At 72.9% G+C, this 21168-nt stretch carries 22 protein-coding genes; 7 read left to right on the top strand and 15 right to left on the bottom strand.

Annotated elements, in window-relative coordinates:
- The first annotated feature begins 103 nt into the window (after positions 1-103).
- From ACFQO7_RS18235 to ACFQO7_RS18245, 3 genes are all read left to right on the top strand, one after another.
- Entirely contained in the window at positions 104-1345 is a 1242-nt protein-coding gene (locus ACFQO7_RS18235; protein ID WP_376807468.1) for an LCP family protein, read from the top strand.
- A gap of 98 nt (positions 1346-1443) precedes the next feature.
- Positions 1444-1728: a F0F1 ATP synthase subunit epsilon gene (locus ACFQO7_RS18240; RefSeq protein WP_376807469.1), complete on the top strand. Its 285-nt coding sequence runs from the start codon at positions 1444-1446 to the stop codon at positions 1726-1728.
- A 22-nt stretch (positions 1729-1750) separates the two neighbouring features.
- The gene (locus ACFQO7_RS18245) at positions 1751-2173 is read left to right on the top strand and encodes a DUF2550 domain-containing protein (RefSeq protein ID WP_203696936.1); all 423 of its coding nucleotides are present in this window, start codon (positions 1751-1753) and stop codon (positions 2171-2173) included.
- Between the two features lie 12 nt (positions 2174-2185).
- On the opposite strand, the gene ACFQO7_RS18250 is transcribed toward ACFQO7_RS18245, so the two are convergent.
- From ACFQO7_RS18250 to ACFQO7_RS18265, 4 genes are all read right to left on the bottom strand, one after another.
- Positions 2186-2980 carry an ABC transporter permease gene (locus ACFQO7_RS18250; protein WP_376807470.1) on the bottom strand — a complete coding sequence of 265 codons (795 nt, stop codon included), beginning with the start codon at positions 2978-2980 and terminating at the stop codon, positions 2186-2188.
- Between the two features lie 83 nt (positions 2981-3063).
- Positions 3064-4035 (bottom strand): ATP-binding cassette domain-containing protein, encoded by a 972-nt coding sequence (locus ACFQO7_RS18255; RefSeq protein ID WP_376807471.1) that lies wholly within the window; start codon positions 4033-4035, stop codon positions 3064-3066.
- A gap of 48 nt (positions 4036-4083) precedes the next feature.
- Entirely contained in the window at positions 4084-4470 is a 387-nt protein-coding gene (locus tag ACFQO7_RS18260) for a VOC family protein (RefSeq protein ID WP_376807472.1), read from the bottom strand.
- Positions 4467-5045 (bottom strand): cob(I)yrinic acid a,c-diamide adenosyltransferase, encoded by a 579-nt coding sequence (locus ACFQO7_RS18265; protein ID WP_360520875.1) that lies wholly within the window; start codon positions 5043-5045, stop codon positions 4467-4469. Before ACFQO7_RS18265 ends, ACFQO7_RS18260 begins: the two co-directional genes overlap by 4 nt.
- A gap of 85 nt (positions 5046-5130) precedes the next feature.
- On the opposite strand from ACFQO7_RS18265, the gene murA reads away from it, so the two are divergent.
- On the top strand, positions 5131-6420 hold the full coding sequence (gene murA / locus ACFQO7_RS18270; RefSeq protein ID WP_376807576.1) for a UDP-N-acetylglucosamine 1-carboxyvinyltransferase: 1290 nt from the start codon (positions 5131-5133) through the stop codon (positions 6418-6420).
- Between the two features lie 141 nt (positions 6421-6561).
- Here murA and ACFQO7_RS18275 read toward each other — a convergent pair whose 3' ends face one another.
- Positions 6562-6882, bottom strand: a complete 321-nt coding sequence (locus tag ACFQO7_RS18275) for a hypothetical protein (protein WP_360520869.1) — start codon at positions 6880-6882, stop codon at positions 6562-6564.
- 134 nt (positions 6883-7016) lie between these two features.
- Here ACFQO7_RS18275 and ACFQO7_RS18280 point away from each other — a divergent pair, with 134 nt between their 5' ends.
- The gene (locus ACFQO7_RS18280; protein ID WP_376807473.1) at positions 7017-7865 is read left to right on the top strand and encodes a 3-hydroxyacyl-CoA dehydrogenase family protein; all 849 of its coding nucleotides are present in this window, start codon (positions 7017-7019) and stop codon (positions 7863-7865) included.
- 52 nt (positions 7866-7917) lie between these two features.
- Here ACFQO7_RS18280 and ACFQO7_RS18285 read toward each other — a convergent pair whose 3' ends face one another.
- The 3 genes from ACFQO7_RS18285 to ACFQO7_RS18295 form a co-directional block, all read right to left on the bottom strand.
- Positions 7918-8712, bottom strand: coding sequence for an alpha/beta hydrolase (locus ACFQO7_RS18285; protein WP_376807474.1), 795 nt, complete (start codon positions 8710-8712; stop codon positions 7918-7920).
- On the bottom strand, positions 8712-9581 hold the full coding sequence (locus ACFQO7_RS18290; protein ID WP_376807475.1) for an ABC transporter permease: 870 nt from the start codon (positions 9579-9581) through the stop codon (positions 8712-8714). The genes ACFQO7_RS18285 and ACFQO7_RS18290 overlap by 1 nt, the downstream gene beginning before the upstream one ends.
- A gap of 64 nt (positions 9582-9645) precedes the next feature.
- Complete coding sequence (locus ACFQO7_RS18295) at positions 9646-10509, bottom strand: ABC transporter ATP-binding protein (protein ID WP_376807476.1); 864 nt, start codon at positions 10507-10509, stop codon at positions 9646-9648.
- A 126-nt stretch (positions 10510-10635) separates the two neighbouring features.
- Here ACFQO7_RS18295 and ACFQO7_RS18300 point away from each other — a divergent pair, with 126 nt between their 5' ends.
- Positions 10636-12627, top strand: coding sequence for a protein meaA (locus ACFQO7_RS18300; RefSeq protein ID WP_376807477.1), 1992 nt, complete (start codon positions 10636-10638; stop codon positions 12625-12627).
- A 102-nt stretch (positions 12628-12729) separates the two neighbouring features.
- On the opposite strand, the gene ACFQO7_RS18305 is transcribed toward ACFQO7_RS18300, so the two are convergent.
- The 5 genes from ACFQO7_RS18305 to ACFQO7_RS18325 all read right to left on the bottom strand — a co-directional run bounded on the left by ACFQO7_RS18305 (position 12730) and on the right by ACFQO7_RS18325 (position 18048).
- Positions 12730-13380, bottom strand: a complete 651-nt coding sequence (locus tag ACFQO7_RS18305) for a hypothetical protein (protein WP_376807478.1) — start codon at positions 13378-13380, stop codon at positions 12730-12732.
- Entirely contained in the window at positions 13377-16085 is a 2709-nt protein-coding gene (locus tag ACFQO7_RS18310; RefSeq protein ID WP_376807479.1) for an FtsK/SpoIIIE domain-containing protein, read from the bottom strand. Before ACFQO7_RS18310 ends, ACFQO7_RS18305 begins: the two co-directional genes overlap by 4 nt.
- Positions 16078-17085, bottom strand: a complete 1008-nt coding sequence (locus tag ACFQO7_RS18315) for a hypothetical protein (RefSeq protein WP_376807480.1) — start codon at positions 17083-17085, stop codon at positions 16078-16080. Before ACFQO7_RS18315 ends, ACFQO7_RS18310 begins: the two co-directional genes overlap by 8 nt.
- 7 nt (positions 17086-17092) lie before the next feature.
- Positions 17093-17353 (bottom strand): hypothetical protein, encoded by a 261-nt coding sequence (locus ACFQO7_RS18320; RefSeq protein ID WP_120318357.1) that lies wholly within the window; start codon positions 17351-17353, stop codon positions 17093-17095.
- Between the two features lie 92 nt (positions 17354-17445).
- Positions 17446-18048 carry a DUF4126 domain-containing protein gene (locus ACFQO7_RS18325; protein WP_361043226.1) on the bottom strand — a complete coding sequence of 201 codons (603 nt, stop codon included), beginning with the start codon at positions 18046-18048 and terminating at the stop codon, positions 17446-17448.
- A 71-nt stretch (positions 18049-18119) separates the two neighbouring features.
- On the opposite strand from ACFQO7_RS18325, the gene nucS reads away from it, so the two are divergent.
- Positions 18120-18779: an endonuclease NucS gene (gene nucS, locus ACFQO7_RS18330; RefSeq protein WP_376807481.1), complete on the top strand. Its 660-nt coding sequence runs from the start codon at positions 18120-18122 to the stop codon at positions 18777-18779.
- Between the two features lie 63 nt (positions 18780-18842).
- Here nucS and ACFQO7_RS18335 read toward each other — a convergent pair whose 3' ends face one another.
- On the bottom strand, positions 18843-20342 hold the full coding sequence (locus tag ACFQO7_RS18335) for an aldehyde dehydrogenase family protein (protein ID WP_376807482.1): 1500 nt from the start codon (positions 20340-20342) through the stop codon (positions 18843-18845).
- Positions 20343-20383: 41 nt separating this feature from the next.
- Complete coding sequence (locus tag ACFQO7_RS18340) at positions 20384-21070, bottom strand: SDR family NAD(P)-dependent oxidoreductase (RefSeq protein ID WP_376807483.1); 687 nt, start codon at positions 21068-21070, stop codon at positions 20384-20386.
- Positions 21071-21168: the final 98 nt, after the last annotated feature.

The raw sequence follows: 21168 nt of genomic DNA on the forward strand, positions 1-21168 counted from the left end.
GAAGCGGCCCCCGTCCCGACCGGGACGGGGGCCGCTTCGCGTCCGGCCTCCGACGCGGGACGGTAGGAGCGAAGGTCGCATCTGCCTCGTTAGCCACATCATGGTGGCGAAACGGTGGCGTGCCGCGGCGCGCTGGGCCCGCTGGAGCGTGCTCGCGGGCACGGCGCTGATGATGCTGGCCGGTGCGTCCCTGGTCACCGTGGACCGCGTGCTCGCGCGCTACGAGAGCGCGATCCACAGCGAGGACCTCTTCGGCGACCAGACGCCGGGCCGGCAGGCGCCGCCACGGCCGGAGGACATCAAGGGGCCGCTCAACATCCTGCTGGCGGGCATCGACCCGCGGCACAACGACCCGTTCTGGATCCCGCGGGCCGACTCGATCCTGGTCATGCACATCCCCGCCGGCCTCGACCGGGGCTATCTCTTCTCGCTGCCCCGGGACCTGCTGGTGGCCATCCCGCCGTTCGCCAAGTCCGGCTACGGCGGCAACCCCGCGGACAAGCTCGCGCACGCGATGTACTTCGGCTCGATGGTGCCCGGCGACCGGCGTGCCAACCACGCCCAGGGCTTCGAGCTGCTGGCCGCGACGGTCAGCCAGTACACCGGGATCGCGCGGTTCGACGCCGGGGCGATCATCGACTTCAGCGGGTTCAAGGACGTGATCGACGCCCTGGGCGGCATCGACATGATGGTCGACGAGCGGGTCGCCTCGATCCACCTGGAGCCCGACGGCGACCCCCGGGACCGGGGCGCGAGCAGCACCGGGTACGTCGGCGAGCAGATGATCTACGAGCCGGGCATGCGCCACTTCAAGGGCTGGCAGGCGCTGGACTACGCCCGGCAGCGCTACGTGACCGGTGGGGACTACGCCCGCCAGCGGCACCAGCAGCAGCTGGTCCGCGCGATGATCGCCAAGGCGTTCAGCGACGACGTGCTGGGCGACCCGCTGCAGATGGACACCGTGCTGCGCGCGGCCGGCTCGTCGCTCACCTTCAGCGGCCGCGGGCACGGCGTGATCGACTGGGCGTTCGCGCTGCAGGATCTGCGCCCGAGCACCGTGCACATGGTGAAGCTGTCCGGTGGCGGGGTGGGCCGCTACGTCGTCGACAAGGGCAAGGACGACGACGAGGGCGACGACGGGGGCGGTGACGACGGCGACGACGGCGACGACGGCGACGACGACGGCGACAAGAAGGACGACAAGAAGAAGAAGTCCAAGCCCAAGATGAAGTACCAGTACCTGGGCGAGCAGCTGGACATGTACTCCCGGCAGTTCCTCGCCTCGGTCGCGGCGGGCTCGGTCGAGAACTTCGTGGCGTTCCATCCCGAAATGCTGGGTAAGTGATGGTGGCCGGTTAGCTCACACTGACCGGTCCTGTTGGGGGCCGCTGATCACCGGCGGTTAGACTCGCTGCACCAATCTTGCACACCTGAGGAGTCATCGTGGCCAAGCTGCTCCAGGTCGAGCTCGTCGCCGTCGAGGAGAAGGTCTGGTCCGGGCAGGCCGAGATGGTCATCGCCCGCACCACCGAGGGCGAGCTGGGCGTGTTGCCCAGCCACGCGCCGCTGCTCGGCCAGCTGGCGAACCCGGGCGGGGTGCGCATCATCCTCCCCGGCGGCGAGGAAGTGGCCTACGAGGTCTTCGGCGGCTTCCTGTCCGTCACGACCGAGGGCGTGACGGTGCTGGCAGAGACCGTCGCCCCGGTCACTCCGGCCGCCCGCCACTGAGCGACCAGCGCCGCCCACGACGATGAGGTCGCTGCTCGAAGTAGTCGCCATCGGCCTCGTCGTCCTGCTCGCCCTGCTGGCGGGCCTGTTCGTGCGCCGCGAGGTCTTCGCCCGCGGCCACGGCACCGTCGAGCTCTACCTCCGGCTGCGCCAGACCGCCGGAGGGCGCGGCTGGGCACCCGGCTTCGCCCAGTTCCGCGGCGACGACCTGCGCTGGTATCGGATGTTCAGCCTGTCCCCGCGCCCCCGCCGCACCCTTTCCCGGCGCGACCTGAAGGTCGTCGCCCGGCGTGCGCCCAGCGCGGAGGAGTCGGTGCTCGTGCCCGCCGACTGGGTCGTCCTGCAGTGCGCCGACTCGCGGGCCCAGGTGGAGATCGCCATGCCCCTGCACACCGTCACCGGCTTCCTCTCCTGGCTCGAAGCCGCCGCCCCCTACTCCACGTAGGCGAAGGCCGGGTCAGGGCGCGGGCGTGCGGCGGTAGCGGCGCAGCGCGAGCGGGATCGCCGCCACCAGCACCGCGAAGATCCAGACCAGGGCCGGCGGGTACGCCGAAGCCGCGGTCGCGCCGGAGCCGGCGGGTTCGTCGCCCCAGAGCACGCGCAGCGCCGTGACGACGGCCGAGACCGGGTTCGCCTCGGCGAGCGGGCGCAGCCACGGCGGCATGGTGTCCGGCGGCGCGAGCACGTTCGACACGAACGTCAGCGCGACGAGGCACACCGGCATGACGGCCCGCGCTGCGCGGGGTGTGCGTGCGGACAGCCCCACGAGCACGGACAGCCACGCGACGGCGTACCCGAAGGTCAGGACAAGCAGCAAGCCCGCGGCGGCCGCAGCGGGGCCGCTGTGGACGCGCCAGCCCGCGATCACCCCCGCCGCCGCGGCGACCACCGCCGTCATCGCGATCCGGAGCAGGTCCGAGACGGTACGCCCGAACAGCACCGCACCCCCCGGCGCCGGCAGCGCCCGGAACCGGTCGACCATGCCGTGGCGCACGTCGCGCGCGACGTCGACCGCGGCCATCCCGGCAGTGAGCGCGACGGCCTGCACGATCAGGCCGGGGATCAGGAAGTCCGGATAACCCGCGACACCCGGCACGCTGATCACGCCGCCCAGCAACACCCCGAACAGCAGCAGGAACAGCACCGGCTGCAGCAGCGGCAGGACGAGCAGCCGGGGCTCGCGCCGCCCGCGTACCAGCCCGCGCCGAGCCGTCACCCACACGTCCTGCGCCACCGCCGCGAACTCGCTCATGTCATCTCCTCGCCGCCCCGGGGTCGTGGTAAGGAAGGGCACCTTCACATCGCCATGTGTTGTAGAAGGTGCCCTTCCTTCGTTCAGGTCCGGGCCTCCTCGTCGGCCAGGGTGGGGGTGGCGGCCTGGCCGGTGAGTTTGCGGAAGACGTCGTCGAGGCTGGCCCGGTGGATGCCGATGTCGACCGGCTCGATGCCGGCCGCGTCGAGCCGGCGCACCAGCTCGACCAGGGCCTGCGCGCCGGACACGACCGGGGCCTGCACCAGGTGCTGGTCCAGGAAGACCACGGCCTGGCCGCCGCAGACCCGGTTCAGGATGTCCTCGGCGACCTGGGTCTCGGCCCGGTCGCCCAGCACGACCTGCAGCCGTTCCCCGCCGATCTGCCGGGTGAGCTGCTCCGGAGTGCCCCGGGCGAGCACGTGCCCGCGGTCGAGCACCACGATCTCGTCGGCCAGTTCGTCGGCCTCCTCCAGCTGCCGGGTCGCCAGCAGCAGGGTCGTGCCGTCGCGGACCCGCTCGCTGATCACGTCCCAGATGCCCAGCCGGCTGCGCTGGTCCAGCCCCGCCGTGGGCTCGTCGAGCAGCACCACGGCGGGGGCGGCCACCAGCGCGCAGGCCAAGTCGAGGCGGCGGCGCATCCCGGCGGGATAGCAGCTCACCCGCCGGTGCGCGGCCTCGCTCAGGTGGAAGCGTTCCAGCAGCTCCTCGGCCCGCGCGCGGGCCCGGCGGCGGCCGAGCCGGTGCAGCCTGCCGAGCTGTTCCAGGTTCTCGAAGCCGGTGAGGAAGGCGTCGACGGCCGGCCGCTGCCCGCACACGCCGATGTCCGGGCGTGCCCAGGCCGGGTGGGTCAGCACGTCGACGCCGTTGACGAGGCATCGGCCGGCGTCCGGGCGCAGCAGCGTCGCCATGATGCGCACCGCGGTCGTCTTGCCGGCCCGGTCGGGTCCGAGCAGGCCCAGCACGGTGCCCTCCGGCACGCTCAAGGACAGCCCGGCCAGCGCGGTCGCCGAGCCGTACCGCTTGACCAGACCTTCCGCGACGATCGCAGCGGCCATGGGCTCACGGTAGTCACGGTGTGGACCCCGCGCGCCGGATCCGCCCTTTTACCGGGCCGCGACCAGTTCGACCTCGTAGCCCTGCTCGTCCTCCAGGTAGGCCGCGTAGCTGTCCGGGCCGCCCGCGTGCGGGTGCCGGTCGGCGAACAGCAGCCGCCAGCCGTGCTCACCCGCCGCCGCGACCAGCCGGTCCACGTCGGCCGGGGAGCCCGCGTGCAGCGCCAGGTGGTTCAGCCCGGGGGCGCGCCGCTCGTGCCGCCCGCCGGTCAGGTCCGGCGAGCACTCGAAGACGACGTACGCCGTGCCGTGCCGCCAGGAGACCCCGGCCGCCCACCGCTGATGCTCGGTCCAGCCCAGCTCGGTCAGCAGCCAGCCCCAGGAGCGCTCGGTCGCGGCCAGGTCCGGCACCCACACCTCGACGTGGTGCAGGCTCACCGGTTGGCCCCGGGCACCCACTTCACGTCCGCCGCGCCGTCGGAATTGGCGACTCTTCCGAGGATGAACAGCAGATCGGAGAGCCGGTTGAGATACTGTGCGGGCAGCGGGCCGGTGCGCTCCGCGTCCACGCTCAGCAGCGCGAACGAGGAACGTTCCGCGCGCCGGGCGGTGGTCCGCGCGACGTGCAGCAGGGCCGCTCCCGGAGAACCCCCCGGCAGGATAAAAGAATCCAGCTTGGCCAGTCGCGCGTTGAACTCGTCGCACCAGCCCTCCAGGCGGGTGACGTAGTCCTGCGTGACGCGCAGCGGCGGGTACTTCGGATCGGGGGTGATCGGGTTGCACAGGTCGGCGCCCACATCGAACAGGTCGTTCTGGATGAGGGTGAGCACGTCGCGCACATCATCGGCTAGGTTGCCCAGAGCGAGCGCCACTCCCAGCGCGGCGTTGCACTCGTCCACATCGGCGTACGCGGCGATGCGCGGATCGGTCTTGTCCACGCGCTCGCCGTTGCCGAGCGCGGTGGTGCCGGCGTCGCCGGTCCTGGTGTAGATGCGGGTGAGGTGAACAGCCATGACAGCGAGCCTAATGGTGGCCGACGGTGGTGAGTCCGTCGGCGCGTTGCTGGCGGACGTCCGAACGGGGGGCCTGGCTTCTACGATGGCCGACGTGGATGTGATCCGGGTCAAGGGCGGCGTACGGCTGGCCGGCGCGGTCGGCGTGGTCGGCGCGAAGAACAGCGCGCTCAAGCTGATGGCGGCGGCGCTGCTCGCCGAGGGCGAGAGCGTGATAACCAACGTGCCGCGCATCACCGACATCGCGCTGATGGGCGAGGTGCTGCGGCGGCTGGGCGCCGGCGTCGTCTTCTCCGACGACCAGGTGCGCATCGACGTGCCAGCGAAACTGCACCCCGAGGCCGACTACGAGCTGGTGCGCCGGCTGCGCGCGTCGATCTGCGTGCTCGGGCCGCTGCTCGCGCGCTGCGGCAGGGTCCGGGTCGCGCACCCGGGCGGCGACGCGATCGGCTCGCGCGGGCTGGACATGCACGTGTCCGGCCTGGCGAAGATGGGCGCCGACATCAGCGGCGAGCACGGCTTCGTCGTCGCCGAAGCCCCGTCCGGCCTGCACGGGGCGAAGATCAGCCTGGACTTCCCCAGCGTCGGCGCGACCGAGAACCTGCTGATGGCGGCCGTGCTGGCACGCGGCACCACGGTGATCGACAACGTGGCGCGCGAGCCGGAGATCGTCGACATCTGCCGGATGCTGACCGCGATGGGCGCACGGATCGAGGGCGCGGGCACCTCCGAGCTGACCGTGCACGGCGTCAGCGCGCTCCGGCCCGTCGAGCACGCCACCATCGGCGACCGCATCGTGGCGGGCACCTGGGCCTTCGGGGCCGCGATGACCCGCGGCGACGTCACGGTGCGCGGCATCGACCCGCGCTGCCTGGAGATCGCCCTCGACAAGATCCAGCAGGCGGGCGGTGCGGTCGACTACGGCCCCGACTGGTTCCGGGTGCGCATCGCCGACCGGCCCAGCGCGGTGGACGTACGCACGCTGCCCTTCCCGGGTTTCGCCACCGACCTGCTGCCGATGGCGATCGGCATGGCCGCGGTGGCCGACGGCGTCTCGCTGATCACGGAGAACATCTTCGACGGGCGGTTCATGTTCGCCGAGGAGCTCAAGCGGCTCGGCGCGGACATCCGCATCGAGGGCCACCACGCCATGGTCCGCGGCCGGGACCGGCTGTCCAGCGCCGAGGTCACCGCCAGCGACATCCGGGCCGGGGCCGGCCTGGTCATCGCCGGCCTCTGCGGCGACGGCGTGACCACCGTGCGCGCCGTCCACCACATCGACCGCGGCTACCCCGACTTCGCCCGCGACCTCCGCGCCCTAGGCGTCGAGGTCGAACGCGCCGAAACCCCCGCCGACCCCGAGTACGGCTTCTGACCCGCCCCCTCCGGCGCAACTCTTAAAAACTTGCGGCCTCAGGACAGTCCTGAGGCCGCAAGTTTTTAAGAGTTGCGGGGCCGGGCCGGGCCGGGCGCGGTGGTGGGACCGGGTGCCGGCGGCGTTGACGGCAACCGGGGTTCAGCGGGTTTCGCCGACCACGCGGCGGGCGCGGCTCACCTCGTCGGCGAAGACCAGCACCCGGATCCGGCCGTCGGGTGCGGTGGCGAGCGTGGCGCGGATGCCGACGCTGTGCAGGTGCTCACGGATGAGCGTCGCGTCGGCGAGGGTACGGACCACCGCGGCGCTGGCGAGCAGGCCGTAGTCGTCGAGGGCGGGGCTCGGCGCGAGCGGCACGGGTGTCTCGGCGTCGCGCTGCAGTCCGCGGTGCAGGACCACGGCGAGGACCGCGATCGTCAGCATCGCGATCATCGGGCCGGCAAGGTAGGCACTAGCAGGCATGATCCCAGTTTGCACCCCGGCGGCGGGGTCGCGAGGCCGTTCCCGGTCCCCTGAGCGATCGTTTAGGCTCGACTGCGGTCGGCGGCTGCACCGGCGGCCGACGACGAGCGGTTCACCCAGTGGGAGGCAGTGCAATGGCAGGCAAGCTCGCGGTCATCGGGGCGGGACTCATGGGCGCCGGTATCGCCCAGGTGGCGGCGCAGGCCGGATGGCAGGTCACGCTGCGCGACCTCGACGACGCGGCCACCGGGCGCGGTCTGGACGGCATCCGCACCTCGCTGGGCCGGTTCGCGGCCAAGGGCACCATCACCGAACAGGACGCCCAGGACGCGCTGGGGCGTATCACCACCACCACGGACCTAGAGGCCGCGGCCGAGGCCGACATCGTGATCGAGGCGGTCTTCGAGAAGCTGGAGATCAAGCAGGAGGTGTTCCGGGCGCTGGACCGCATCTGCAAGCCGGACGCGGTGCTCGGCACCAACACCTCCGCCATCCCGATCACCCAGATCGCGGCGGCCACGCAGCGCCCCGAGATGGTCGTGGGCACCCACTTCTTCTCGCCGGTGCCGATGATGAAGCTGTGCGAGCTGGTCCGCGGCCACCGCACCAGCGACGAGACGCTGGCCACCGCGCGGGCGTTCGCCGAGGGCATCGGCAAGACCTGCATCGTGGTGAACCGCGACATCGCGGGCTTCGTCACCACCCGCCTGATCGCGGCGCTGGTCGTGGAGGCGGTCAAGCTCGTCGAGTCGGGCGTGTGCACCCCCGAGGACCTGGACACGGCCTGCAAGCTGGGCTTCGGCCACGCCATGGGCCCGCTGGCCACCACCGACCTGACCGGCGTGGACATCCTGGCGCACGCCGCCCGCAACATCTACACCGACACCGCCGACCCGAAGTTCTTCCCGCCGGAGCTGCTCCAGCGCATGGTCACCGCCGGTGAACTGGGCCGCAAGTCCGGCAAGGGCTTCTACACGTACTGACCGACGGCACCCCGGCCCCGCCGGCCCGCGACACGGGCCGGCGGCGAGCAGGTCACGCCGCGGACAGGGCGCGGCCGAGGAAGTCGAAGGCGGCCGGGGTGATGGAGTTCCAGTAGGTGCGGGTGTGCGCGCCTGGGGCATACCCCGTGGTGGCGGCCGGGATCGTGGCGGCCAGGGCGCGCACGTCCTCGTAGAAGCCGTCCTGCTCGCCGCACCACAGCGCGACGGGCGTGCCCGTCAGGGCGGAGGCGCCCGCGAAGACCCGGTCTCCGGGCGCCACAGCGGGCGAGAAGGCCGCCACCGCGCGATACGCCCCCGGGTGCGACTGGGCCAGCCGCAGCGCCCCGTAGCCGCCCATCGACCAGCCCCACAGGGCCAGGCGAGTGGTGTCGAAGCCCCGCTCGGCGCACCAGGCCGGGATCTCCTCGTACGCCATCCGCTGCGGGTCGTCGGCCCCCGACGGCTCCCAGCGCAGCCGCCCACCGGTGGCCCCGGCCAGCACGAACGGCGGCACGCCGCGCCGGGCGGCGTCGCTGAGGAAACGCCCGAAGCCGAAGCCCGGGAAGTTCGCGGCCGTCGCCGACGCGCCGTGCAGCACCAGGCACACCGGCAGGCCGCGGCCGTCGCCGTGGCCCGCGGGCACCGCCGTGTAGAAGTCCACGGTCGCACCCCGCGCCGCCGAGGAGCGCTGCTCCAGGCGCTCGTCGCCGAGCGGCACGTCCGGGACCAGCTTGGCGGCGGTCTCCGCGTCGTCGGGGCGGCTGCCGCGCCAGAGCGCGACCCCGCCGAGCGCCGCCGCGCCGAGGGTCACCCCCGCGGCGATCCGCAACGCCCGGCGGCGCTGCATCAGCCCTCCCGCTTGCTCGTCCAGCGGAACCCGACCAGGCACAGGACCAGCCCGCCGACGCACCAGGCGACGAGCACGAGGGCGACCTTGCCCAGCTCGTACGAGCCGGCGACCTCCTGGCTCGCGAAGGACTCGGGCAGGAACACGCTGCGCAGGCCCTGGCACATCCACTTCAGCGGGAACAGCGCGGCGAACTGCTGCATCCACGGCGGCAGGTCGTCGTACTCGAAGAACACGCCCGAGGTGAACTGCAGGATCAGCGCGATCGGGGTGACCACGGCCGGTCCGGCCCGGCCGGTCTTCGCGACGCCGGAGAACGCGATGCCGCACAGCGTGCAGGCGATCAGGCCGAGCACGCTGACCCAGCCGAAGGTGAACCACTTCTGCCCGGTGTCGGGCAGTCGCAGGTCGTAGAAGGCGACCGCGACGGCCAGCAGCATGACGACGCTGATGAAGGCGAGCGCCGCCACGCACAGGATCTTGCCGGCGAAGAACACCCACTTCGGCATGGGGGTGCCGCGGTAGCGCTTGAGCACACCCCGGTCGCGCTCGATCGGGATGGTGATCGCCAGGTTCTGGAAACCGGTGGCCATGATGCCGGAGGCGATCATGCCGGTGACGAAGTACTGCGACAGGGTCACCGCCGGGTTCTCGCCGGGCGGGGTGATGACCACGCTGCCGAAGATCGACCCGAAGATCAGCATCAGCATGACGGGGAAGAGCAGCGTGAAGACCAGGGACTCCCGGGTACGCACGAACTGCTTGAACTCGATCCCGCCCTGCGCCAGAGCCAGGCTCAGCCCGCCGCCACCCTTGGCCTGCCGCGCGGCGGGCCGCGCCGTCTCCTGTGCCGCGGTCTGCGCGCTCATGCCTTCTCCTCGCTGCGCTCGTCGGCGGCATCGGCCGATGACATGGTTCGCTCGCTGCGCTCGTTCACGCCGCTCCCTGCCCGTTCTCGCCGATCATCTTCAGGTAGACGTCCTCCAGCGTGGGCCGGGTGACGGTCAGCTCCGGCACCTCGCCGCCGAACGAGGCGGCCAGCCGCTGCACCACCTCGGTGGGCCGGTCGGTCTCCTCCGAATGCGTGCCGTTGTCGTCGCGCCAGCTCACGGTGGCCGTGGCCAGGTGGCGCCCGCCCAGTTCGGCGGGGGTCGACACGGCGATCATCGTGCCGCGGGCGATCACGCCGACCCGGTCGGCGAGCGCCTCGGCCTCGTCCAGGTAGTGCGTGGTCAGCAGGATCGTGGTGCCGGTGTGCGACAGCGCCCGGATCAGATCCCAGAACTCGCGGCGGGCGGCCGGGTCGAAGCCCGTCGTCGGCTCGTCGAGGAACAGCACCTCGGGCTGGTTGACGATGCCCAGGGCCACATCGAGGCGGCGCTTCTGGCCGCCGGAGAGGGTGTGGGTACGCGAGTTCGCCTTCTCGCTCAGCCCGACCCGCTCGATGACCTCGTCGGGGTCGGCCGGGTTCGGGTAGAAGCGCGCGAAGTGGCGCACCACCTCGTGCACCTTGAGCTCGTCGAACTCGCCGGTGCCCTGCAGCACGATGCCGACCCGGCGACGCCAGTCGCGGTCGGCCTTCGCCGGGTCCGTGCCGAGCACGGAGACCGTGCCGGAGTCCCGGGTGCGGAAGCCCTCCAGGATCTCCACGGTGGTGGTCTTGCCCGCCCCGTTGGGGCCCAGCAGCGCGAAGACCTCGCCGCGCGGCACGGCCAGGTCGACCCCCGCGACCGCGACGTTGTCCGCATAGGACTTGCGCAGCCCGGAGACGCTGATCGCCAGCTCTTCGTGAGTCACACCCGGCACGATACGTCAGCGTGTCATCGACGCCCGCCCCTGCTCGGCCGGGCGCGAGGGACGCCACGTGCCCCAGTGAGATTCTTCACCGGCACAAGTTACTGAACGTTCACTTAGCATCGGCGTATGGAGCCACGTCTCGCCGATCGTGACCGTCCCTGGGTCATGCGCACCTACGCCGGCCACTCGAACGCGGCGGCCACCAACGCGCTGTTCCGGCGCAACCTGGCCAAGGGCCAGACCGGCCTGTCGGTCGCGTTCGACCTGCCCACGCAGACCGGCTACGACCCCGACCACGAGCTCGCCGCGGGCGAGGTGGGCCGGGTCGGCGTGCCGGTGGCGCACCTCGGCGACGCGCGGGCCCTGTTCGACGGCATCGACCTGGCCGCCGCCAACACCAGCATGACGATCAACGCCACCGCGATGTGGCTGCTCGCGCTGTACGTCACCGTCGCGCAGGAGCAGGGCGCCGACCCCGCCGCGCTGGCCGGGACGACCCAGAACGACATCATCAAGGAGTACCTGTCGCGCGGGACGTACATCTTCCCGCCCGGCCCGTCGCTGCGCCTGACCACCGACGTCGTCGCGTGGACGGTGGCCAACGCGCCGGCCTGGAACCCGGTCAACATCTGCTCGTACCACCTGCAGGAGGCCGGCGCGACGCCCGTGCAGGAGGTCGGCTTCGCGCTGGCCACCGCCGTCGCCGTGCTGGACCGGGTGCGCGACGGCGGCCAGGTCGCGCCCGAGCGCATGGGCGACGTCGTGCAGCGCATCTCGTTCTTCGTCAACTCCGGTGTGCGCTTCGTCGAGGAGATGGCGAAGATGCGCGCGTTCGGGCGGCTCTGGGACGAGATCACCCGCGAGCGGTACGGCGTCACCGACCCCAGGCAGCGCCGCCTGCGCTACGGCGTACAGGTCAACTCGTTGGGCCTGACCGAGTCGCAGCCGGAGAACAACGTCGCCCGGATCGTGCTGGAGATGCTCGGCGTCACCATGTCCCGCGACGCCCGCGCCCGCGCCGTGCAGCTGCCCGCCTGGAACGAGGCCCTGGGCCTGCCCCGCCCCTGGGACCAGCAGTGGTCCCTGCGCCTGCAGCAGGTCCTGGCGTACGAGTCCGACCTGCTCGAATACCCCGACCTGTTCGCCGGGTCGCACGTCGTCGAAGGGCTGGTCGACGAGATCGCCGACGGGGCCCGCCGGCAGCTCGCCGAGGTGCTGGACCTCGGCGGCGCGGTGGCCGCCGTGGAGAGCGGGCACCTCAAGAGCGCCCTGGTCGCCTCGCTGGCCCGCCGCCGTGGGCGGGTCGAGTCGGGCGAGGACGTGGTGGTCGGCGTCAACCGCTTCGCCGAGACCGAGCCGTCGCCGCTGACCGCCGCCGGCGCGCAGGCCATCGAGCAGGTCGACCCGGCCGTGGAGAAGGCGGCGATCGACGCGGTGACCCGCTGGCGGGCCGAGCGCGACGCGTCGGCCGCCGCCGAGGCGCTGGACCGGCTGCGTGCCGAGGCCGCCGGATCGCGCAACCTGATGCCGGCGACGCTGGAATGCGTCCGGGCCGGGGTCACCACCGGGGAGTGGGCCGGGGTGCTGCGCGAGGTGTTCGGGGAGTACCGCGCGCCGACCGGGCTGAGCAGCGGCGTGTCCGGCAGCGGGGACGGCTCGCTGGCCGAGGTGCGCGAGCGGGTGCGGGCCACGGCCCGCGAGCTGGAGCGCCCGGCGCTGCGGCTGCTGGTCGGCAAGCCGGGCCTCGACGGGCACTCCAACGGGGCGGAGCAGATCGCCGTACGCGCCCGCGACGCCGGGTTCGAGGTCGTCTACCAGGGCATCCGGCTGACCCCGGCGCAGATCGTGGCGGCGGCGGTGCAGGAGGACGTGGACCTCGTGGGGTTGTCGGTGCTGTCCGGCTCGCACCTCAACGCGGTGCCCGCGGTGCTGGCCGGGCTGCGTGCGGCCGGTCTGCCCGACCTGCCGGTCGTCGTCGGCGGCATCATCCCCTCCGACGACGCCGAGGTGCTCCGCGAGGCCGGCGTCGCCCGCGTCTTCACCCCGAAGGACTTCGCCCTCACCGACATCATGGCCGAGCTGGTCACCGTTGTCCGCGAACGACACCACCTTTCCTGAACTCCGCGGCCGTGCCCGGCTGTCCGTGATCGATCATGAGGTTGTGGCAGCGACACGCCGTCGAACCGTGCCATAAGTTCATGATCAACGCGGGGGGGTTGGTCAGGCGAGGGTGAGGGCGGTGGTGGCGAGCATGCCGGCGAGGATGGTCAGGGCTATGGCGCCGGGGTCGAGGCGTGCGCCGAACCAGCGGTCGGCGAGTTCGCCTGCGGGGAGCAGGCCGGACAGGGGTGCGCCGAGCAGGACCAGCCAGCCGGCGATGAGGCCGACCGGGCCTTGGCTCTGGAGGAAGGCCGCGAGCAGGGTGACCACGGCCGAGCAGGCCGCGCCGAGGGCGAACAGCAGCGGGAGGATCAACGGGGGCAGCTTCTCGCCGCCGCGCTGAGCCCGGTCGATGCGGGCGGCGGCGGTTTCGAGCAGTGCGATCGGGTCCGTCGTGGCGGGCTGTTCGGGTATCGGCAGGGGTGGCGGCACGGGGCCCAGGCGGCGGCCGCGGCGGCCGCGTACCTGCTTGAGCTCGTCCCACAGGGCGCCCGCCGCGAGGTCGGTCTGGGCGACGAGGCGCTGTGCGTGGGCCATCCGGGCCGTCGCGGCGACCACCGCGTCGTCGGCCGCGGCGAGGTCGTGTTCGATGGTGGCGATGCCGTCGGCGTGGGACTGGACGGCCGCGGTCAGCGCCGTCTCGTGCCGCCGGGACGCGGCGACCAGGTCGGCGATCAGCGCGCGGTAGCGGACCGTCGGCGGGGAGGTCACGGGGCCACCTCGTACGGGATGATGATCTGCGCGCGGTGGTGCACCGAGCGGTCGAAGTGCAGGGCGCGGTTGAGCCGGGGGAACCAGGCCGGGCCGCCGGGCTGCGGGTAGAGCGCGGACAGCTCGGGCCCGTGCGCGTCCAGCGCCACCCACGCGCCGATCGCGTCGAAGCGGGCTCCCGGCCCGCCGAGGTCGTCGCGCAGCCGGGCCACCGTGCGCCACCAGCAGAGCAGGTGGGTACGCCGCTCCGGCCCCCGGGCCAGCACGGTGCGCAGCAGCTCGTGGCCGCTGGGCAGGCCGGGGCCGGGCCGGGCGGCCAGCCGCACGGCGACCGCGTCCATGGCGAAGCCGAACACGTAGTGCGGCTGCTCGCCGGTGTCCGCGGCGAGTTCGGCGAGCAGGCCGGTGACGCCGTCGGCGTCGTACCAGCCGCAGCGGTGGCGGGCGTCGAGCACCGCGTGCAGCGACTTGGCGGGCGTGGTCGCGTCGGAGTCCAGGCACAGCACGCTGAACCGGGCCGAGCCGGGCGTGTGCTGGCTGCCCAGGGCGTGCCCGGCGGCGAGCAGCACCGCGCAGGCCTCGTCGGCCCGGGTGCCGAGCACGGCCAGGTTGCGGCCCGGCGCGCGGTTGAGCCGCAGCGTGGCGGGGCGGCCCGCGACGTCGATGGTCTCGCCGAGCAGGGCGACCGCGCCCACCGAAGCGGGCAGTTCCGGCGCGGGCGGCGGGGGCAGCAACGGGAACAACGGGCGGGAGTCGCCGTCGAACAGCCGCGGCGGCTCGGCCTCCTCCGGCCGGGCCGACCACAGCTGCTCCTGCAGCCCGAGCCACGTCGCGCGGTCGCCGGCGTCGGGCAGCCGCACGATGGTGTTCGCCGACGGCACGCCCGAGTCGGCGTTGACCACGGCATGGCAGCGCGGGATCAGCTCGGCGGCCAGGTTCACATCGGACAGGATGCGGCGCGCCTTGGGCAGCGCGACGCGCAGCGTGAACTGCGAGACCAGCCCGGAGCGGCCCCACAGGGCCTCGATGCCGGACACGTCCTGGCTGGCCAGCACCAGGTGGATGCCCTGCGAGCGGCCCCGGCGGGCCAGGTCCTCCAGCAGGTCGACGGCCTCGCTGGTCACCGCGTCGCGCGCGCCCAGCAGCACCTGGAACTCGTCGATCACGGCGACGATGCGCGGCCATACGCCCTGCGGGTCCTCGGCGCGCAATTCGGACAGCTTGGTCGCCTCGTGCTGCTTGGCGGCGGCGGCCCGGCGCTTGAGCTCCTCGGCGAGGTGGCGCAGCAGGGCCAGGCCGAACTCGCGGTCGCTGTTGACGTTGACGCCGACCAGCCGCACCTGCGGCAGCCAGCTGGGGTCACGGGTGCCGGGGGCGAAGCGGGCGAAGGACACGCCCTCCTTGAAGTCCAGCAGGTACAGCGACAGCTCGGCGGGGGAGTAGCGGGTGGCGAGCGCGCCCAACCAGCAGTAGATCAGGTTCGTCTTGCCGGAGCCGGACGGGCCGCCGATCAGGGCGTGCGGCGGGTCGTCGCCGAGCACCAGCTCGACCAGCCGGCCGTCGGTGCCCTCGCCGATGGGCGCGCGCAGCGCCTCGGCCGAGGACTGCTGCCAGATCTCGTCGGGCAGCAGCGCGGCGAACGGCACCGGCGGCGGCCCGGCCGTGGCCTGCTCGGCCAGCGCCCGGCAGACCCCGGTGACCAGGGCGGCCCCGGGTGGGGCGTCGAGGCGTACGGGGATCTCGCCGGTGAGGCTCGTGCGCGCCGTGCCGCCCGCCCGGAGCGCGATCGTCTCGACGTCGGCGTCCGCCGCGAGGTCGAACCCGCGGCTGATCAGGTGCACCCCGGCGGCGACGCCGGTGCGGGTGACCCGGTCGAGCTGGGCGCGTTCGGCCTTGGACAGCTCCGCGCCGTTCGGGTCGGCCAGCAGCACCGCGACCCGCCAGGGCTCGGGACGGCGGCCGGTCTCGGCGGCCAGCTCGGCGACACTGAGGTAGACCCCGCCGAGCACGTTCTCGTTGATCCGGCGGATCTGCTCGGCGAGGTCGTCGAGCAGCGGGGCGAGCCCGCCCGGCCCGAGGTACGAGATGAGGCCCGCCGGGGCCAGCGGGGCCAGCCCGGCCAGTGCGCCGCCGAGCCGGCCCGGGTCGTACACGCTGATCCGCAGCGAACCGGGCGGCACCGACGCCAGCGCGCGCAGCAGCACCGCCCCGATCAGGGCGTCCACCGCTGCCGTGCCGTCGCCGGACACGTCGAGGTGCGCGGTGTCCAGCAGCGGCACCAGGGCCGGGACGGCCGTCGGCGGAGCCGGTTCCTGCACCAGCGCGCCGATGCGCAGCAGCCCGGGGGTGAGCCCGGCCTGCTGCTCCGGCTTCATGCCGGGCCGCCACGCCGTCCACGGGCTGCCCGCGGTGCCGGGCGCGGCCGCCTCGGCGAGCCCGAGCAGCCCTCGGCCGAGTTTCGCGGTCTCGCGTTCCCGGCGGGCCCGGGCCTCGGCCAGGGCGGTGTCCCGGGTCGTCAGCAGCTCGTCGCGCCGGATCGGGGCCGAGCGCCGGACGGCGTCAAGCTGCGCGAGCGCCGCGACCCGGGCCGCCCCCGTGGCGGCCAGCGAGGCGCGGGCGGCGTGCCGGGCCGCGGCCAGTTCCCTGCGTACCGCCGCGACGATCCCTCGGCTGGTCGGCGCAGTCGCGGCGTCCTGTTCAGCCACCGCTGCGGCGGCGCGTGGGCTGCGTGACGCGGCCCAGCTCGTCAACGGCGGAGCGGCGGCGGCCGCTGTCGGTGATGCGCAGCGCGGCCCGGTGGGCCTCGGCCCGTTCGGCGGCCCGCTGCTGGGCGGCCCCGGCCGCGGCCCGTTCGGCCTCGATGATCTGGTTCAGCTCGTCGGGGGACCGGCCGTTGGCCCGCAGCAGCGCGGCGACCAGCAGCGCGGCGGCGGTCGCGGCGTCCACCGGGTGGGTGGGGGCCCGGTCGGCGGTGCGCTGGGGCGTGGTGTGGCAGACCCGCGCCACGATCTCCGCGGCCGCCTCGGCGGGCAGCGCCGGGAGCAGTTCGGCGGGCAGCGGCAGGGCCGCCCGGCGTACCCGGGCCAGGTCTTCCAGCCGCGGCGGGTAGCCGACCAGGTCGGCGGCGAGCTGGCGCAGCAGCGGTGGCGCGATCGCCGCCAGGCCCAGCCCGACGGCGGGTCCGGCGGCGGCCAGGTGCCGGTGCAGCCGCCGGCGGTCGCCGTCGTGGGCCGCCTGCACGCAGCGGCGCAAGAGCTCGGCGCTGGACTGCGCGGCGTCGGCGCGGTCGCCGACGAGCGTGGACGCGGAGAACTCCTCGCCGGTGAGCGCGGCGATCCGCTCGCCCCACCAGTCGGCCAGGCGGCAGTCGGCGGAGCCGCTGGCCTCGCCGCGCGGGGCCTGGGCGGGCACGGCGCTCGGCCAGCCCTCGTGGTGGCGGGCGTGGGTGTCGATGGGCATGCCCAGCGCCAGCGCGTACTCGTCGAGCCGGTCCTGGGCGACACGCAGCGCGGCGGCGGCGTGGTCCAGGCGCTCGACGGCACGGCTCAGGTCGGGCACGCTGATCGGGGTCGCGCTGTGGTGCAGCACCCAGGCCAGCAGCCCGGTCGCGCTGCGCAGCCGCTCGGCGGCCGCGGAAACCTGCGGCAGCGGCAGCTCCTCCCGAGCCACCCGGAGCTGGTCAGCAAGATCTTGAACAAGGCTCATCGTCAGCTCACAGCGTCGCGACGTACGACTCGGCCTGCTCCACCGCGTGCAGCGTCGCGGTGAGGCATTCCTCGAGTTCCGAGGCGGCCTGGGCGAGCGCGGCCTGCGCGGCGGTCACGGCCTCGTGCCCGGACCCCTCGACGGCGGTGGCGAGGCTGAGCTGCGCCTCGCCGAGCCGGTCGTTGGCGGAACGGACCGCGTCCTGGCCTTCCTGCACGTGCAGCATGGCGGCATCGATGGCGGCTTTGACCTCGGCGACGCTGGCCACGAGACCTCCACGGGGGATCGGATGGATTTCCTCCGCGAGAGTATGACGTTTTCGCCCGTTTATCACGCTTTCGCCACGCCTGGTGGCCAGAGCTACTTTTCCGACAGTGCCCCGATCGCGCGACGCTGCCGCCGGCGTCGTCTGGCCGTCACCATCCACCACACCAGGCCGATCAGAAAGATGATCACCAGGAACGGGACGATGATCGCGACGACCGACAGTCCCGCGCTCGCGCCGTCCTCGACGGTCGAGACCACCGGGGCCGCCATGCCGACCGTGGCCACGTTCATCACCGGCCGGGCGGTCGCCTTCGCGCCGTGCACGGTGAACGCGATGAGCAGGCCGATCACGATCGGTATCCACAGCTTCTGCGTCCACAACGCCGACGGGTCGGTGACCGTGACGGTCTCGGAACCCGTGCCCGCCGCGAACGCCATGCCGCCCGCGGTCGGCCGGACCACGGTCTGCACCACGTCGTTGACGCTGTCCACCACCGGCACCTTGTCCGCGACGAACTCGATCGCCAGCAGCACCGCGAGGATCAGCAGCACCCAGCCGTTGCTCAGCCAGGACCAGGTGGAAGGCAGATTGATCAGGTTCGTGTACCGGTCCAGCATGCCGATCACGAGGAGCGGGATGTACGCATTGAGCCCCGCGGCCGTGGCCAGCCCCGTGCCGGTCAGTAGTTCGAGCACGCTCCCAGCATGCCCCGGCGGAGCAACGGACGCGAACGCTACGACGGATACGCGTCCCTTAGGCTGGTTCGGTGCGTCTCGTCATCGCCCGGTGCACCGTCGACTACGTCGGACGGCTGTCATCCCACCTCCCCTCCGCCAAACGCCTGCTCATCGTGAAGGCGGACGGTTCGGTCTCGATCCACGCCGACGACCGGGCGTACAAGCCGCTGAACTGGATGAGCCCGCCCTGCAAGCTGGTCGAGGAGCCCGGCGTATGGCGCGTGGTCAACAAGGCCGGCGAGGAGTTGAGGATCGCCCTCGAAGAGGTCTTCGAGGACACCTCCCACGTCTTCGGCCCCGACCCGGGCCTGCAGAAGGACGGCGTCGAAGCCCACCTCCAGGAACTGCTCGCCGCCGCCCCGCACACCTTCGGCGAGGGCTTCACCCTGGTCCGCCGCGAGTACATGACCGCCATCGGCCCCGTCGACCTGCTCTGCCGCGACGCCGCCAGCGCCCACGTCGCCGTCGAGGTCAAACGCCGCGGCGAGATCGACGGCGTGGAGCAGCTCACCCGCTACCTGGAACTGCTCAACCGCGACCCCCTGCTGGCCCCCGTGGCCGGCATCTTCGCCGCCCAGGAGATCAAGCCCCAGGCCCGGGTCCTCGCCGAAGACCGCGGCATCCGCTGCGTCGTCGTCGACTACGACCGCCTCCGCGGCACCAAGAAAGACGAACTGACCCTCTTCTGACACCCGAGTGCGGAAACGGTGAGGCCCCCGGCGGGTGTGCCGGGGGCCTCTGTCGTGTGCGGGTCAGCGGTCGCGGCCGTGTAGGAGACGGGTCACGGCCAGGGCCAGTTTCACAGCCGAGGGCTTGCGGTCGAAGGTGAGCAGGGGCGGCAGGCTGGGCAGGCGGCGGCGGGCGATGGCCTTGGCGCGGGTGAACTCGCGCAGGCCGTCGGCGCCGTGGATGCGGCCGAAGCCGGACGCGCCTACTCCGCCGAAGGGCAGGGTCGGGAGTACGGCGAAGGAGAAGGCCGAGTTCACGGCGGTCATGCCGGTCTTCAGCCGGCGGGCGATGGCCATGCCGTGGCGCTTGGAGAACACCGCCGAGCCGAGGCCGTACGCGGAGTCGTTGGCCAGCGCGATCGCCTCCTCGACGGAGGCGACCTTGGTGACGGTGATGGTCGGGCCGAAGGTCTCCTCGCGTACGGCGGCCGAGGACTCCGGCACGTCGACCAGGATGGTCGGCTTGACGTACGCGCCCTGCACCGAATCGGGGCCGCCGAGCAGGGCACGGCCGCCGCTGGTCAGGGCGTCGTCGATGTGGCGGGCGATGATGTCGCGCTGGCCGGGCATGGTGATCGGGCCGACCTGCTCGCCCACGGTCAGCTTCTCGGTCCGCGCCACCAGCTTGCCCACGAACGCGTCGTAGACCCGCTCGTGCACGTACGCCCGCTCGATGCCGACGCAGGCCTGCCCGGCGTTGAAGTTCGCGCCCCAGGCCGCGGCCTCGGCCGCCGCGTCGAGATCGGCGTCGTCGTCCACGATCAGCGCGTCCTTGCCGCCGCACTCGATCAGCACGGGCGTCAACGTCTCGGCGCAGGCCGCCATCACCTTGCGGCCGGTCGCCGCCGAGCCGGTGAAGGCCAGCTTGTCCACGCCCGAGCGGCACAGCGCCGCGCCGGTCTCGCCGCCGCCGTGCACGATCTGCAGCACCAGGTGCTCCGGCACGACCTCGTTGAACGCGTCGACGTAGAACTGGCCCACGGCAGGGGTGTACTCGCTGGGCTTGAAGACCACGGCGTTGCCCGCGGCCAGCCCGTACGCGATGGAACCGAACGGGGTGAAGATCGGGAAGTTCCACGGGCCGAGCACGCCGATGACGCCGAACGGCTGGTACTCCAGGTGCGCGGCGTACTCCGACTGCATCAGGGAGCCGCCGACGCGGCGTGGGCCGAGCACCTTGCGGGCGTGCTTGGCGGCCCACGCGGCGTGGTCGACGGAGACGACGATCTCCAGCAGCGCCTCGTCGACCGGCTTGCCGCCCTCGCGGTGCATCAGCTGGGCCAGCTCCTGCATACGGGCGACCAGCAGGCTGCGCCAGCGCAGCAGGCGCCGGCGGCGCTCGCGCCAGCCCAGTCCGGCCCACCAGGCAGCGGCGGCGCGGGCCCGCTCGACGGCGGCGGCCACGTCCGCGGCGGTCGCGACGGGCAGGCGGGCCACCTCGTCGCCGGTGGCGGGGTTCGTCGAGATCAGCTCGCCGGCCTCGACGACACTCGCGCCGGGCGGCAGGGATGAGGTGGTGGTCACGCGCGCAGTCTAGGCCTACTCGTGAGTAATCCGAAACATCCTCACGCCTTAAGGTGGTCCTCGATCAGCCGGGCCGCGATCGCGGCCGGGTCGGGCAGCTCGTCGTTCTCGTACAGGTCGAGGAAGCGCTGCCGCCCCGCGAACCGGGCGGACCGGATCGTCTCCTGCATACCCGTGTCCATCACGCCCGGGTTGACGACCTCCACCTTGATCCGCGGATCGTCCGAGCACTGCTCGGCCAGGTGCGCGAAGAACTCCTCGGCTCCGCGTTTGGTCGCCGAGTACGCCGACCAGCCGTCGATGACCCGGTGCGCCGCACCCGAGGAGACGAACATGATCACGGCGCGGGAGGCGGTGGCGGGCAAAGCCGCGAGCAGGGAGTTCGTCAGCAGCATCGGCGCGGTCAGGTTCACCGCCACCGCGTTGGCCAGTTCGTCGGGTTCCAGGTCCCCGATCGGCCCGATCGGGGCGACCACCGCGGCGTTGTGGATCAGCACCACCTCGTCGGCGTCCTCGAACAGCTCGCTCAGCTCGGACGCGTGCGGCAGGGTGGACGGCTCGGCCAGCTCGCAGTGGCGCAGGATCAGCCGCTTGCCGGCGTTGATGCGCTGCGCGTCGGTGAAGCCGCGGCCCAGCGCGAGCACCACGGTGTCCTCGTCGGTCTCGAACTGGTTGAGCAGGGCTTCGCCCAGCCCGCGGGACACACCTGTGATCACGACATAACGCACGCTGACAGGCTAGTGCCTGGGCTGCGCGAACCACGCGAGCGGCTCGAATATCCGGTTCCGGCGCTGAACCCGGCGGTTCCCGTGGCCGAAGCGACGAG

It is taken from the genome of Catellatospora aurea, from assembly GCF_042663325.1.
Taxonomy (GTDB): Bacteria; Actinomycetota; Actinomycetes; order Mycobacteriales; family Micromonosporaceae; genus Catellatospora; species Catellatospora aurea.